The organism is Empedobacter sp. UBA7252 (genome assembly GCF_002472765.1).
GTDB lineage: Bacteria > Bacteroidota > Bacteroidia > Flavobacteriales > Weeksellaceae > Empedobacter > Empedobacter falsenii_B.
Window position 1 is genome coordinate 1 of sequence record NZ_DKSQ01000062.1, and the last position, 13,565, is coordinate 13,565.

The following is a 13,565-nucleotide window of genomic DNA, read 5'->3' on the forward strand; positions in this document are numbered from 1 at the left end:
GAAAATTCAGGGGGATATCCACACTAAATCATCCGCAAAACAACGAAATTATTTATACCATTTGGTTGAGAAAATTCAAAACTTCGGGTAAAGTTATTTATTCGGGAATTTACGGGACGTGTACACTTCCTTCTGGCAAAACCTGTATCAAAGCTGTTTTTCCTTTACCAAAAGGCAATGCAACAGTTATTATGAGTCCTAGAGTCAGTCATGAGAATGAATTGATTTTAGATTCGAGCGGAAAACAATTTGGAGATGCTGGTTTCTACTTTTTATTGAATGATGCTAAACACAATTATTGGGCTCAATTTATATCTTCATTTACCGATCAATTAATTGTAAAAGAAAAAGATAATCATTTACAAGCAATTCAAATTCTAAAACTTTGGGGATGTAAAGTTTCACTATTTACATATCGCATTCAGAAGAAAACCAAATAAAACGATTTCTTCACATGACTTTACAAATACTTTTAATTAGCTTTATAAAATGAATCATTCAGAACTATTTTACAAAGTTGATATCGTTGTGATTGGAAGTCGTTCAATTATTAGACGAAATCTCAAAAGCTACCGATGCAACATAGGTAAAAAGAAGATAACTCGATTTTAGAGATAACAAATTCACCGAAGAATTAGGGCAAGAAGCCGTAGCAATTGTAGATAAACGTGTGAGAGAAGGCTTGCCCATTCAATGGGTGCAAATAGAGCTGGTGCAGCAATTGCAAGAGAAATAATTGCTTATTTAGGTGTGTAACTTTAACATTTATTTAATCAATGCATTTAGTATTAAATATTTACACGTAAAAACCTTACTAACAAATGGATAATTTATTTGATTAAAGTCTATTAAAAATTAAATTTTTTCATTATAAATAATCAATAATTTTATGAGTTCTATGATTTTAATTAGTGGAATTCACAATCCTAGCGATTATATTTGTAAAAATTTAAAATTAGTAATGACAGCAGTAATCATTATCTTTGTTATACATTGGTATGCTTCTTTATTTTTCCAAACTTTTTTTCATCACCGATATGCATCACATGCAATGTTTACGATGTCAAGAGCTTGGGAAAAAATATTTCACGTTTTAGCGTGGATTTTTCAAGGTTCATCTTATCTAAGTCCCTATACATACGGGGTTATGCACAGACATCACCACGCGTATGCAGACACAGAAAAGGATCCACATTCGCCACAATATGATCCAAATTTCTTTGCGATGATGTGGAGAACTCGTATTGTTTACAACGAAATTGACCACGATAAAACACAAGTTTTAGAAAAATTCAAAAAAGGTGTTCCTTCTTGGCGTTCTTGGGATAGATTTGCTGGAAATAATGCTGTACGTTTAGCTTGGGTAATCATTTACATATTAATTTATGTTGCTGTTGACGCTCCACTTTGGACGTATTTTGTATTCATTCCGATGCAAGTTTTGATGAGCCCACTACATGGTGTAATCATCAACTGGTTTTCACACAAATTAGGTTACCGTAATTACGATGTTGGAGATACTTCGACAAACTTGATGCCGATTGACTGGTTAATGTGGGGAGAATGTTTACATAACAATCACCATAAATTTGGCGGACGTCCTAATTTCGCAGTTAAGAAATGGGAATTCGATCCAATGTATCCATGCATTTGGGCAATGAATAAAATGAATATCATTCAGTTCAAAAAAGGTAAATTAGACACCGATTATATGTAAAATAAAAGCGATTCAATAAATTGAATCGCTTTTTTTATTTCTTTTGATAAACGATACTTTCTATATATTTCTTGAAAAAGAATTTGTGTTCGACGATTTTAAAATTGGGTAGAAAACTTTGATACATTTTAGGCAATTGAGAAATATCCAAACCAATAACAATTCTAAAAAAGCTCAACATCACATTCGTCACACTTTTTTGCCAACCTTTCTGATTTTGTACAAAATCAACATAAAACCACAAACCTCCTACTTTCAAATACGAATTTAATTGACTAAATAATTCTTCTGCTTTGGATTGATTAAAATGATCAAACAAAAAAGTAGTCATCACCACATCATATTTTTTATCCGTTTCGAAATCAAAAATATCCGCAACAATAAAATTTATATTTAAATTCGACGTTTTTTCTATTTTCGCTAAATCAATCATTTTCGAAGAAAAATCAACATAATCTATATCCAATTTTAGATTTAACTTTTCTATTTCAGCGATAAATTTTCCCGCTCCTCCTCCAACCCACAAGATTTTATCATTCTTTTTCAAATATTTTAAAATCACAAAATGAGCTTGATGTTGACGATTTAAAAAAATCAACTGGCTCAACGAATGATAATATGGCGCAATAAAATTGTAATTCATTATTCGAATAAAATTACGCTTAAAATTCCACAAATTGCTTTCAACAAAATCATTCCATCAATCGCAATTAAATAATATAAAATGGCTTTTGGACGATTGAGTTTAAAGGCGAAAATAGCTAAAAAAACAATCGGAATTAACATAAACAATATGCGGTGAAGTGGTAATCCATAACATATTCCGAAGATTACAAAACTCAAAAATCCTAGAAATATTAAGGGTAAAATAATGCGGTTTAACGTAAAATGATAACCATATTTTACAACAAAGGTTTTTAAATTTCGGTTGCTATCATCTTCATAATCTTTCAAATCAAACAAAATCGCATTCACAACGCAATACATAAAGGTTTGAGAAAATAGAAAATAGAATTTTGCATCAATGACATAATGCGTTTCATTCTTCAACATCAAAAATAAAACAGGTAAAAAAACGGTTGTAATCGCCCAAGTCCAGCCAATTAAAAATGGTTTTAACAACATCGTTTTACGTAATGAAATTCCTAATTTTAAATCATAATAACCAAAGGATAAAACTGTCGTAAAAAATAAAACAGCCAACCATTTCCAAGTTAATATTTCGTAATTCGGTAAACAATTTATCGCTAAAATAATTCCAGAAACTAAAGCGATTACGGCTAAAATAGCGGTATAAATACAAACAGATTTACGATGAGTAATGTAAAACTGAGTTCTTGGATTACTTGATGATTTTAAAGATTTTGGAATTCTGTAGGCATACAAATAAAACAATACGGTAATGGTGCTAATAAAAGCGTAATACGCAATTGAATTAAACGGTAAACCAATTTTGATATTCGTCTCTATATTGAGCACGATAGAAAGTAGAATTAAAAAAAAATTGGAAAAAAAAATGTTTACGATAAATCGACTAATCACTTTTTTTTCCATTTTCTTAACCTCTTAAATTTTGAAAAATTCTAGAATGACATTTTTATACGTTTCACCAATCGGAATTTCTTCGTCTTTCAAATATAAGACTTTATTTTGAATTGATTTCACTTTTTTTATCGAAACGATATAAGATCGATGAACTCGGACAAAAAGTTGATCGGGCAGTTTTTCTAAGATAGATTTCATCGATATTCGAGCAGTAATTCGTTTTCCGTTTGCGAGATGAATTTTTACATAATCGTCCAAACCTTCAATAAAATCGATATCATCGTACGCAATTTTATTCAGTTTATAATCAGCTCGAATTGTCAAAAACTCTTTGTCTTCATTCAGTTTTTTATCCACCAAAATCAGCACCGCTTTATTCACTGCTTCTTCAAATCTATCGTAATCTATCGGTTTCAACAAATAATCTATCGCCGCAACATTAAAACCATCAACCGCATATTCTGCAAAAGCCGTAGTAAAAATAACAGGAATTTTCTTTTCTAAATTTTTGTAAAATTCCATTCCATTCGTACGCGAAATCTGAATATCCAAAAACATCAAATCGATTGGAAATTGATTGATATATTTCTGTGCATCTTTCAAATTTGAGAATGTTTTCACTAACTCGACATGTTCATTTCTCGAACAATAATTTTCGATTACCATTAATGCTAAAGGCTCGTCATCTATCGCAATTACTTTAATCATTCAAGAAAATTTTTAGTTCAACAATAAATTTAGATAAATCATTATGAATAGTTAATTTATAATGATTTGTATAAAAATAATCTAACCTCTTTTTCGTATTCTTCAAACCAATTTCACTTTTTTCAGTTTCAGGAGTTACCTCTTTCGAAATGGTATTTTCTACGTTCAAAAATAGTGTTTGTTGCTCAACTTTTATCGAAATAATGACAGGTTCCGAAGCTTCATCAATCACACCATATTTAAATGCATTTTCGATAAAATTAATTAAAATTAATGGCGAAATTCTTAAATCTGCAGAATTTCCTTCGACCTCAAAAATAACAGATTCTTTGTTCGTTAATCTCAATTTTTGCAACTCAATATAATTCTTTATATAATCTAAATCTTGTTGCAAAGGCACAAAATCTTTGGAAGAATCTGAAACTACAAATCGCATCATTTTGGATAATTTCATCACCGCATCCGAAGCAGAATCTGACTTTTGAAGCGTTAAAGCATAAATATTATTCAACGTATTGAACAAAAAATTTGGATTGATTTGTGCTCTTAAATAAGCAATTTCAGACAATTGTTTTTCATTTTTCATTTCCTGAAAACGTTTATTTTGTCGAATAAAAAGCGAAACAATCGCCATCATCGAAAACATAATAATTTTCGGGCTCCACATCATAAAATTACGAGGCGGTTTTCGAGACTCAAAACGATTAAAAGGCGGAATTTTTGGTGGAACTTTGTTAAAATGAAACGCAAATTCTGGAACTTTATACACCACAAAAAAGAAAATGATGAGAATAACGATGTAGAAAAAATAACGTTTCTGAAAATATAATTTTGGAATTAACACGAAATAATTCACCAAAAAGAACACTAACAATAAGATATTTTCAAAAAGCATTCGCTTGAAAAAACCTGTTTTGAAAATAGATTGATCGCTCGAAAAATTTGGCGCAGCAATAAATGGAATCAACAGAAAAATAATTGAAACTATACTGAAAATAACGATTTCTCTCTTTGTAATTTTTACTTTATTCATCTTGTAATTCAATTGAAACAATAGAAAAATGTTGTCTATTTGGAATCATCAACGTTTTTATATTTTCATTTAACTCTTCATCCAAAGAAATTAAATAATGATTGTTAACCTCTCCAAAATAAAAATATTGTTTGGTATAAAATGTAAGCGCAACCTTGTGATTTGCATGATTTTGATTAGATGAATTTATAATATCCAACTCGAAATCTACAAAATTAAGGTGGGTTTTGTTCAAATTATCTGTGATTTGATACAAATTTCCTTCTAATTGTTCGATATACGGAATCGTCGCCATTCCTACCAAATAATGCAATTGCTCAGCTTTTTTATTTTGGCGCAATAATTCTCGAAAAGTTTCTACTTTATTCGTTTCTTGTTGAAAAAGTTGCTCTTGCAAATAATATTCTTTGTACGTCGCATCAAAAACATATTTCTCCCAAATTGACGTTGTCGAAGCGTCAATCACTAAACGATAAGCAAACTGAACTTTTTTAATTGTTTTCATCTTTTGGTTTTCTATCAAAAGGAGGCATTCCATCTGGAGGTGGTGGCATTCCTGGCCCTCCGCCCATCGGCTCTTTCGCTTCATCTATATTTTCTGTAGAAATTACAATATTTGCCTCAATTGTATATCCTTTTTCTAAACTTCCGCTCACTTTTGCCAATTGATTTCCGTCTGTATCATCCGAAAAAACATTGTCATTCTCATTGTACGTATAACCATTCAAACCTTTTGTATAACCATATTCTTTGGCTGAATTTACAATTTTTACAGCAGAATTTTCACCTTCAGGAAAAGCAATTTGCGTTACTTTTAATGATTTTCCTTTTTGATCGTAAATATGAACATGGATATGCGTTGCACGACTTTCGTACCAACCTGGGAAAATAGAATTAAATTCAACATTTCCATTTTCATCGGTTATTTGTCTACCTCTCAAAAATTTATACGATTTATAGTCGGTTGGTTGCATACGCATTCCGCCATATTGCGAATAATTTCCATCTTTATCACAATGCCAAATATCAACAATCGCGCCTATTAATGGTTGACAGCTTTCATCAACATTCGTTACATTAATTTTGATTGTCGCCTCTACTCCTGTTCGATCGCCTTTTATATTTTTAGATAAAAAATCTTCTGGCTTTTTTGTAGGAAATGGACCTTCTGTTTCAGAGGCCCATACTTCACAATCATTTACAACAGTAGAGTCTTTGCAACTCATCAACACTTTTGGAACAATTAAACTTGCTCCTAATAGTCCTAAACTATTTTTTATAAAATCTTTTCTTTCCATTTTATTTTAAATTGAAACTTTAATATTGGATGAAATGGTGTATCCCGCACTCAAACTTCCTGAAACAGTTGCTATTTGCAACCCTTCTTTATCATCACTAAAAACATTATCCTTTGCATTGTACGTATAACCCGTCAAACCTTTTGTATAACCATAAGACGAAGCCGAATTTACCGTTGCAACTGCACTACTTGTACCTTCTGGAAAAGCAATTTGCGTCACTTTTATCGAAACGCCATTTGCGTTGTAAATGTGCACATGAATATGCGTTGCACGACCTGAATACCATCCCGGAAAAATACTTGTAAATTTCACTTTCCCTTCAGAATCGGTGATTTGTCTACCTCTCAAGAAATTATAGGATTGATAATTGGTTTGTTGCATTTGCGTTCCTCCATATTGAGAATAATTTCCATCTTTGTCACAATGCCAAATATCAACGATAATTCCCTCTACAGCAGAACAATTGTTACTCGCATTTTGCACCACAATTTCTATCGTTGCATCAACACCCGTTCGGTCGCCTTTTACATCGCTTCTCATATAACTCGACGGAGTTTTTGTCGGAAAAGGTCCTTCTGTTTCTGTTGGCCAAACCGTACACGATTGATTGGTACCACCTTCTGTTGTTGAAGCCGAAACATCATTTATTGCATCATCGCTAGAACAAGACGATATTACTTTCGGAACAATTAAACTTGCACCCAATAAACCCAAACTATTTTTGATAAAATCTTTTCTTTCCATTTTGTTATGTATTTTTAGTATTAGTAATCAATTACCATTAACAAAGAATTTTCGCTCAACGATTCAAATTCGATGTGTTCATCTGACTTAATTTCCAATAAATCTCTCGATTCGATTAAACGATTATGAATCTCAAAAATTCCTGTTAACGAAATAACCAACCAATTTCTTTCAACTTTTTTCATTGGTATTTCTGATTCTCTTCTCAAATCAAATTTTCCCAAAAAGACATTAAACAAATCATGACGAATAATTTTCTGTAATCTATTTTCTCGTTCAAAATCAATTGGAACAATCATTTTAGCAATTTGCTGTTTTTCTTTTACCAAAAACAACGAATAGAAATACGAATAATCGTTGCTGTATTCGCCTTCGATATCGATAATGGTTCCTTTTTCTAAATAATAAATAAACGATTGATTGACTTCAATTTTCCAATTAAAACCATTCATATTCAAGCGAATATTATTCATCAAAGGCAACAAAATCAAATAACCACTTTCCTTAATCACTTTTTGATAAGTGCCTTGACCATTCACAGCAACATCATCAATAAAAGCAAAATCAGAAATAGAATTATCATCATTTAATGCATTAATTCTGATGTATTTATTCTCAAATAAATTTCGATTCTCGGCTTTACACAACTTTATCATACTTCATATTATCTTGAAACAAATATAATTTATCATGTTAATCCGACTAAATTTTAGAGGTTAACCCAAGATTTTTGTAGGTTAATTGAATTATGATTCGATTTTATTTATCTTTAGCAATAGAATTTATACGATCAAACACAACAAAAATGATAAACAAAAAAGTAAACAGCATCGAAGAAGCACTACAAGGTGTAGAAAGCGGAATGACGCTGGCTGTTGGAGGCTTTGGACTTTCTGGAATTCCCGAAAATCTTATTCAAGGTTTAGTGGACAAAAAAATCAATAATCTTACCTGTATCAGTAATAATGCTGGTGTAGATGATTTTGGTTTGGGATTATTATTACAAGGACGACAAATCAAAAAGATGATTTCTTCTTATGTTGGAGAAAATGCAGAATTTGAGCGTCAAATGCTTTCAGGTGAATTAGAAGTTGAATTGATTCCGCAAGGAACTTTAGCTACTCGCTTAATGGCTGCTGGTTATGGAATGCCTGCAATTTTTACGCCTGCTGGAGTTGGAACTGAAGTTGCTGAAGGAAAAGAAATCAGAAAATTCACGTTTTACGGAATCGAAAAAGAATATTTATTAGAATATGCTTTCGAGCCTGATTTTGCAATTGTAAAAGCGTGGAAAGGTGATACTGCAGGGAATTTAGTTTTCCGTGGTGCAACGGCAAATTTCAATCATCCGGCTGCTATGTGTGGAAAAATTACGATTGCCGAAGTGGAAGAATTGGTAGAAATTGGAGAATTAGATCCAAATCAAATTCATACGCCTGGTGTTTATGTCAATCGAATTATTCAAGGTGCGAAATACGAGAAACGTATCGAAAATAGAACTGTTCAACCTAAATCATAAAAGAAAATGTTAGATAAAAATGGAATTGCAAAACGTATTGCAAAAGAAGTACAAGACGGATTTTATGTGAATTTAGGGATTGGAATTCCTACGTTGGTTGCCAATTATATTCCCGAAAATGTAAATGTTGTTTTACAATCAGAAAATGGATTGCTAGGAATGGGACCTTTCCCTATCGAGGGTGAAGAAGATCCTGATTTTATCAATGCGGGTAAACAAACAATTACAACTTTACCAGGTTCAGTCTTCTTTGATTCTGCGATGAGTTTTGGAATGATTCGCGCACGAAAAATCAATTTAACAATTCTTGGTGCAATGGAAGTTTCAGAAAATGGTGATATTGCCAACTGGAAAATTCCTGGAAAAATGGTGAAAGGAATGGGCGGCGCAATGGATTTAGTGGCTTCGGCTGATAATATTATTGTAGCAATGCAACATGTGAACAAAGCAGGAGAATCTAAACTTCTGAAAGAATGTACACTTCCTTTGACTGGAATAAAATGTGTCAAAAAAATTGTTACTGAATTAGCTGTTTTAGAAGTCTTACCAAAAGGTGGTTTCAAATTATTGGAGCGAGCACCTGGAATTTCCGTAGAAGACATCAAAAATGCAACCGAAGGAAAATTAATTATTGAAGGAGAAATTCCGGAAATGGTTTTATAACATAAGAGTTATAATAATTATATTATATAGAAAAAGGTTTTCAATTAAAAAATTGAGAACCTTTTTCATTTTTGGTTTTACGATTTCATCTTAAAAGCAATCAAAAATTCGTCAAAAGTTAGGAAGTCTTTTTTCTCTTTACCGATTATCTGCTTTGCTCTATTGAGTAAGCGTAGACTTTGCCTATACCCCTTTCCCGTAATAATTGATACATCTTTCGGATAAATCACCATTCTTTGTAATTCGTTATTTTTCATTTCTGTAATAATTAGCATTACCTCAATGAAACTTAAATGAATGATGTTAAAATTTACATCAATAAAATAAGATTTCCAAATCACACTTGTAATCAAATGCTTAGTCTTCGTCGTAAGGGTTGTTTTTCTTATGCAGTAAATATGATGTTCCATAACTGCATATTGCTCCTACTATTCCCATACAAATCGTATAAACAAGTTGTTCCCACTGAATGGTCGCTACCAAACTTGTCATTGTTCCTCCTATCGTTCCAACAATTAACGATGTATTACTATTATTCATCATCATTACTTTGGTTCTTGTCATTTACAGTCAATTGACTGACAGCTGATATTACTCCTCCTGCTACGGTCAAATAACCTCCTATGGTCACTAATGTTGCTGGTAATGCTATAGGAGCAGCAATTAATACACCTCCAATTGCAGCTAAGGTTAATCCTATATTTCGTAGTTGTTGGAATAATTTAGGTGTAGGTGCTGTAAAGCGATTAATAATTGTCATGTTGTTTACTTTTAATCCTTAAACTTACTTTTTGATCACGATCAAGTTTATCATTTACTAGAGTTTTAAGTTTTGTAAATGCTTTTCTTGATAACTCTCCTCTCCCTTCACCTGTTAATATGGTTACTGGAGCTATACATCCTTGTAATTCAGTTTTTGCATGATTGGCAGGATGAATCAAAATCAATGAACGATTGGGTACATTTGTAATCAGAAAATGTTGACCAAATTTTGGTGAGCTTCTCTTTTGGATTGCATAACATCCTTCTGGTATACATGAATTGCGGGGTTCGTTCTCCTTCCATGGTAACTCGATCGTATAACAAATAAACTTATCGTTGATGAATAAGCTACCATTTGTACCATTCGGATAATACATTCGTTCTACTACAATTGTCATCATGGTAAATTGATTTCGATTAAATGTGCTGCATTAAAACTTCCATTTTTTAATGGATACAAAACGGTATTCACCTCTTGGTAGAATTCGATTCCAATTGCTAAAGCGATTGTATGTTCTGAATTTGGAGGAAGATTGTTCAATAATTCTACATCATTCACTTCTACCTCATCGTATGGATAATAATCGGTATACGATGTTTTGGTAATGTATTCGTTCTTCTCAAAATCAATTTCTGTAGAAGCTGCTACAAATCGGTAATTGGTAGCTCCTTGTGGTGCTATTATCACATCTAAGGGTTTGTATGCTTCTAATGTAAATTTTGTTTCACCAGAAGTACGTTCTATATCTACTTGTACAGGAATTAATACCGTTTTCAACCATGATGCCCCTGCATTAAAATCAAAGCCTTTCATCAGTAATTGATTTCCTTTGTGTACATTTCTTTGCCCACGAGCATTTGTAGTATCTTCTTTTAGGATACCATGCATTACTTTTGTGAGACGACTTGATAATTTGCTGTCTTTTGCATTTTTTATGATCGCATTGAATGCGTTTCGTAGTGTTTTTCCAGCAGTACCTGCATTCTTAAATTCTTGCATATTTTCTCTGGTACGCTGAAATCGCGGATCACTCATTATGGTATTACGGTCTATAGAACTTTTTTCTCTTACCATATAACCATCTTTTGATTTGTAGAAGTTTAAATCTCCGATTGAACCTCTAAGTTTTAAAAAGCCTTTTTGCTTCGCCATTTTTTTATAATTTTAAATTAAACATTGATCTCCATTGCGCAATGGTTTTGTAAAGTTGCAATAGCGATCTGTTTAAAGCAATAGCTAAGTCTTTTTTAGCCCTTGTATGTCAATAAATTACACTAATAAACCATTATATACTTTCTTTATTTTTTTGTTTTTGAATTTTTATAAAATCTAAGGGACGCAAGCCCGTTTCACTGTAAAAAACATTTGAAAATTGTCTTGGATTCATATAACCTGCTATTTCTCCTAATGCCCCTACACTATAATTAAGGTATTGTGGTTGTTCTTGTAATAAATCAGTAATAAATTTTATTCTCAACCGATTGATGTAAGAAGGAAAATTAATTCCTTTGTACTGATTGACACATTTTGATAAATAAGTGGTGTTTGTTGAAAATGATTTTGCCAAACTTACTACTGTTATATTAGGGTTTAAAAATTCTCTGTCCCGCTCAAATTCTTCAAATTTTAATAGTAAACTTTCAAATGCTTCTTTATTCAAATCCTCTTCATCTTTAATCGATATTCTCCGTTCTGTATAACTTGATTGAGCAGATTCTTCAATAAACAGATTGTACTTTTCGATTAAATGTTTATTTTTATTTCTAGTTTTTACAATTCCTACGATCAATACTATTATTCCAGTAAAACACGCTGCCAATACGTAATATAATTTTTGAGACTTATTCAATATTTTTTCCTTTAATTTGAGCAATTGCACTGTGTCATATTCTTTGTATACAACTTGACTCATTTCTGCATCTAGCTTATAATTTAACTCATCCATTTTTAATAATTGATTGATTACATATAGTTGTCTGTTCGTATCAGAAGCTACCAATGTTTCCTCTAAAATGTTTTCGTATATCGGTCTATATTTAATTTCTAAGAAGTTGTATTCATTGAAAATACTATCTATTTTGTTAAAATATATTATTTTATGTTGTTGATTATTCAATTTATCAAATGCCTTTGCTTTGTAGTAATAAATTTTGGTTAGTGTATTAAAATCATTCGTTTTTATTAAAATATCTTCTTTAGTTGATAATAATTGAATAGACGTCACAAATTGATCATTTAAAAACTCATCAATTGCTTTATTTATCGTAAAGTATCTATGGAAAAATTCGTTATTTTCAAGTTTGCTTTTATTTAATCCTAATTGATTCAATTCTTTCGCTTTTGCTTTGTTACCAACTTCTTGATGGAGAGATGCTAATTGATATATTGTATTTAATAAATAGGCTTGGTAATCTTTGTTCTCTGGTTTTGATTGAAAAAAGTTTTTACATTTCAGCAACAATTCTTCTGCTTGGTTACATTGATTTAATTTGATTTTTATCATTGCCATATTAAATGTTACTTTATGTAATAAATATTGGTCTTTTGAATATTTTAACTCCTGATCTGCATATAAATAATTTTGTAACGCCTCTCTATAATCTTTTGCTTTGTAATAGGCTAGCCCTTTTGATAATAAAGCTGTTGCTATTAAATCTTTGTTTTTTAATTTCCGGGCAGTAATTATGGCACTATCTGCATATTCTATTTGAGTATTTAAATGACTTGAAAAAAAGATTCCTTCTTTATAAGCATAAAATAAATTTAGCTTATCCTTTTCTTTTTTAGCATTTCTTATATACGCTTGCACATAGATCATCGCATTTGGATGATGCTTTTCATCTATTAATGCATCCAATTTTTCTATTAGATAGGCATTATCTTTTGAGGCTAAGGAATCAACTTGATTAGCCATTATTAAAAGGGGAAGTAGAAAGAGTATGTATGTGTACACTAGAACTCTTTTCATGGTATAGATCTATTGATTACTACTAAAATACTTTATTTTATATCGTAAATCGTTTATTAAGTACTTAATCGTTTAAAAGTGTATAATTTATAAATTATACATTCTTTTTATAAAATGTACTTGTTGTAATCTTTGTTGTTCTATAAATATCTCTAGTTTTGAATGTCTTTGAACAAATAAGTCTAATCGATTACTTCAAAGAAACTTAAATGATGAATAAAAAAGAGAAGTAAAACTTCTCTTTTTTATTACCTCAACTTTATTGCCACTCTACTGCCACTATGTTGCCTTCATCTTGCCTTCATCTTGCCTTGATGTTGGGAGTATGTGGTAATGTGGTAATGTGGTAATGTGGTAATGTGGTAATGTGGTAATGTGGTAATGTGGTAATGTGGTAAGCAAAATTAAAATTTTGAAGTAAGGTTTGTTTGTTTTTTCTTATTAATTATTTCGTCATTTTTCGTGATGGATTTTGTCCTTATAGGTTTCTCAAAGGATCTCTTCCTTTCATTTTTTTATTCATGGTCTTTATTATTTTATGAATATTGAATTCATATGCCCTTTGGGGAAGTCTTGACACAAAAACATTTGAAATTAAGAGGAG

The 13,565-nt window shown here is 31.2% G+C and carries 16 protein-coding genes and 1 pseudogene; 4 read left to right on the plus strand and 13 right to left on the minus strand.

What is annotated here, in order from left to right; translation table 11 throughout:
• Nucleotides 1–440: pseudogene (locus B2X73_RS09175) on the plus strand (hypothetical protein); the annotation flags it as partial.
• 521 nt (nucleotides 441–961) lie between these two features.
• The gene (locus B2X73_RS09180) at nucleotides 962–1,717 is read left to right on the plus strand and encodes an acyl-CoA desaturase (protein WP_286496360.1); all 756 of its coding nucleotides are present in this window, start codon (nucleotides 962–964) and stop codon (nucleotides 1,715–1,717) included.
• Nucleotides 1,718–1,751: 34 nt separating this feature from the next.
• Here the strand turns inward: B2X73_RS09180 and B2X73_RS09185 are convergent, their stop codons facing one another.
• From B2X73_RS09185 to B2X73_RS09220, 8 genes are read right to left on the minus strand one after another with little or no spacing between them, the layout of a single operon-like run.
• The gene (locus B2X73_RS09185) at nucleotides 1,752–2,360 is read right to left on the minus strand and encodes a class I SAM-dependent methyltransferase (protein ID WP_291047553.1); all 609 of its coding nucleotides are present in this window, start codon (nucleotides 2,358–2,360) and stop codon (nucleotides 1,752–1,754) included.
• Entirely contained in the window at nucleotides 2,360–3,271 is a 912-nt protein-coding gene (locus B2X73_RS09190; protein ID WP_291052315.1) for a hypothetical protein, read from the minus strand. Before B2X73_RS09190 ends, B2X73_RS09185 begins: the two co-directional genes overlap by 1 nt.
• Nucleotides 3,272–3,283: 12 nt before the next feature.
• On the minus strand, nucleotides 3,284–3,970 hold the full coding sequence (locus B2X73_RS09195; RefSeq protein WP_291047557.1) for a LytR/AlgR family response regulator transcription factor: 687 nt from the start codon (nucleotides 3,968–3,970) through the stop codon (nucleotides 3,284–3,286).
• Nucleotides 3,963–5,003 (minus strand): sensor histidine kinase, encoded by a 1,041-nt coding sequence (locus tag B2X73_RS09200; RefSeq protein ID WP_291096300.1) that lies wholly within the window; start codon nucleotides 5,001–5,003, stop codon nucleotides 3,963–3,965. Before B2X73_RS09200 ends, B2X73_RS09195 begins: the two co-directional genes overlap by 8 nt.
• Nucleotides 4,996–5,508, minus strand: coding sequence for a hypothetical protein (locus B2X73_RS09205; protein ID WP_291096302.1), 513 nt, complete (start codon nucleotides 5,506–5,508; stop codon nucleotides 4,996–4,998). Before B2X73_RS09205 ends, B2X73_RS09200 begins: the two co-directional genes overlap by 8 nt.
• Nucleotides 5,495–6,301, minus strand: coding sequence for an intradiol ring-cleavage dioxygenase (locus tag B2X73_RS09210; protein ID WP_291096304.1), 807 nt, complete (start codon nucleotides 6,299–6,301; stop codon nucleotides 5,495–5,497). Before B2X73_RS09210 ends, B2X73_RS09205 begins: the two co-directional genes overlap by 14 nt.
• 6 nt (nucleotides 6,302–6,307) lie before the next feature.
• Nucleotides 6,308–7,048, minus strand: a complete 741-nt coding sequence (locus tag B2X73_RS09215) for an intradiol ring-cleavage dioxygenase (protein WP_291096306.1) — start codon at nucleotides 7,046–7,048, stop codon at nucleotides 6,308–6,310.
• Nucleotides 7,049–7,068: 20 nt separating this feature from the next.
• A complete protein-coding gene (locus B2X73_RS09220) occupies nucleotides 7,069–7,704 on the minus strand; it encodes a hypothetical protein (RefSeq protein WP_291096308.1) in 636 nt (211 codons plus the stop codon).
• Nucleotides 7,705–7,853: 149 nt separating this feature from the next.
• On the opposite strand from B2X73_RS09220, the gene B2X73_RS09225 reads away from it, so the two are divergent.
• A complete protein-coding gene (locus B2X73_RS09225) occupies nucleotides 7,854–8,567 on the plus strand; it encodes a CoA transferase subunit A (protein ID WP_291096310.1) in 714 nt (237 codons plus the stop codon).
• Nucleotides 8,568–8,573: 6 nt separating this feature from the next.
• A complete protein-coding gene (locus B2X73_RS09230) occupies nucleotides 8,574–9,230 on the plus strand; it encodes a 3-oxoacid CoA-transferase subunit B (protein WP_291096312.1) in 657 nt (218 codons plus the stop codon).
• A 77-nt stretch (nucleotides 9,231–9,307) separates the two neighbouring features.
• Here the strand turns inward: B2X73_RS09230 and B2X73_RS09235 are convergent, their stop codons facing one another.
• From B2X73_RS09235 to B2X73_RS09255, 5 genes are all read right to left on the minus strand, one after another.
• Nucleotides 9,308–9,640, minus strand: coding sequence for a hypothetical protein (locus B2X73_RS09235; protein ID WP_291096314.1), 333 nt, complete (start codon nucleotides 9,638–9,640; stop codon nucleotides 9,308–9,310).
• Between the two features lie 122 nt (nucleotides 9,641–9,762).
• The gene (locus B2X73_RS09240) at nucleotides 9,763–9,990 is read right to left on the minus strand and encodes a hypothetical protein (protein ID WP_115000470.1); all 228 of its coding nucleotides are present in this window, start codon (nucleotides 9,988–9,990) and stop codon (nucleotides 9,763–9,765) included.
• Nucleotides 9,977–10,393, minus strand: coding sequence for a DUF5675 family protein (locus tag B2X73_RS09245; RefSeq protein ID WP_306822320.1), 417 nt, complete (start codon nucleotides 10,391–10,393; stop codon nucleotides 9,977–9,979). Before B2X73_RS09245 ends, B2X73_RS09240 begins: the two co-directional genes overlap by 14 nt.
• Nucleotides 10,390–11,145: a hypothetical protein gene (locus B2X73_RS09250; RefSeq protein WP_291069953.1), complete on the minus strand. Its 756-nt coding sequence runs from the start codon at nucleotides 11,143–11,145 to the stop codon at nucleotides 10,390–10,392. Before B2X73_RS09250 ends, B2X73_RS09245 begins: the two co-directional genes overlap by 4 nt.
• Before the next feature lie 133 nt (nucleotides 11,146–11,278).
• Entirely contained in the window at nucleotides 11,279–12,907 is a 1,629-nt protein-coding gene (locus B2X73_RS09255; RefSeq protein WP_291090972.1) for a helix-turn-helix domain-containing protein, read from the minus strand.
• Nucleotides 12,908–13,565: the final 658 nt, after the last annotated feature.

What these genes read in the sequence shown, in the direction of transcription:
- B2X73_RS09180 (WP_286496360.1), top strand. Translation starts at nt 962, where the DNA reads ATGACAGCAGTAATCATTATCTTTGTTATACATTGGTATGCTTCTTTA.
- B2X73_RS09185 (WP_291047553.1), bottom strand. Translation starts at nt 2,360, where the DNA reads ATGAATTACAATTTTATTGCGCCATATTATCATTCGTTGAGCCAGTTG.
- B2X73_RS09190 (WP_291052315.1), bottom strand. Translation starts at nt 3,271, where the DNA reads ATGGAAAAAAAAGTGATTAGTCGATTTATCGTAAACATTTTTTTTTCC.
- B2X73_RS09195 (WP_291047557.1), bottom strand. Translation starts at nt 3,970, where the DNA reads ATGATTAAAGTAATTGCGATAGATGACGAGCCTTTAGCATTAATGGTA.
- B2X73_RS09200 (WP_291096300.1), bottom strand. Translation starts at nt 5,003, where the DNA reads ATGAATAAAGTAAAAATTACAAAGAGAGAAATCGTTATTTTCAGTATA.
- B2X73_RS09205 (WP_291096302.1), bottom strand. Translation starts at nt 5,508, where the DNA reads ATGAAAACAATTAAAAAAGTTCAGTTTGCTTATCGTTTAGTGATTGAC.
- B2X73_RS09210 (WP_291096304.1), bottom strand. Translation starts at nt 6,301, where the DNA reads ATGGAAAGAAAAGATTTTATAAAAAATAGTTTAGGACTATTAGGAGCA.
- B2X73_RS09215 (WP_291096306.1), bottom strand. Translation starts at nt 7,048, where the DNA reads ATGGAAAGAAAAGATTTTATCAAAAATAGTTTGGGTTTATTGGGTGCA.
- B2X73_RS09220 (WP_291096308.1), bottom strand. Translation starts at nt 7,704, where the DNA reads ATGATAAAGTTGTGTAAAGCCGAGAATCGAAATTTATTTGAGAATAAA.
- B2X73_RS09225 (WP_291096310.1), top strand. Translation starts at nt 7,854, where the DNA reads ATGATAAACAAAAAAGTAAACAGCATCGAAGAAGCACTACAAGGTGTA.
- B2X73_RS09230 (WP_291096312.1), top strand. Translation starts at nt 8,574, where the DNA reads ATGTTAGATAAAAATGGAATTGCAAAACGTATTGCAAAAGAAGTACAA.
- B2X73_RS09235 (WP_291096314.1), bottom strand. Translation starts at nt 9,640, where the DNA reads ATGGAACATCATATTTACTGCATAAGAAAAACAACCCTTACGACGAAG.
- B2X73_RS09240 (WP_115000470.1), bottom strand. Translation starts at nt 9,990, where the DNA reads ATGACAATTATTAATCGCTTTACAGCACCTACACCTAAATTATTCCAA.
- B2X73_RS09245 (WP_306822320.1), bottom strand. Translation starts at nt 10,393, where the DNA reads ATGATGACAATTGTAGTAGAACGAATGTATTATCCGAATGGTACAAAT.
- B2X73_RS09250 (WP_291069953.1), bottom strand. Translation starts at nt 11,145, where the DNA reads ATGGCGAAGCAAAAAGGCTTTTTAAAACTTAGAGGTTCAATCGGAGAT.
- B2X73_RS09255 (WP_291090972.1), bottom strand. Translation starts at nt 12,907, where the DNA reads ATGGCTAATCAAGTTGATTCCTTAGCCTCAAAAGATAATGCCTATCTA.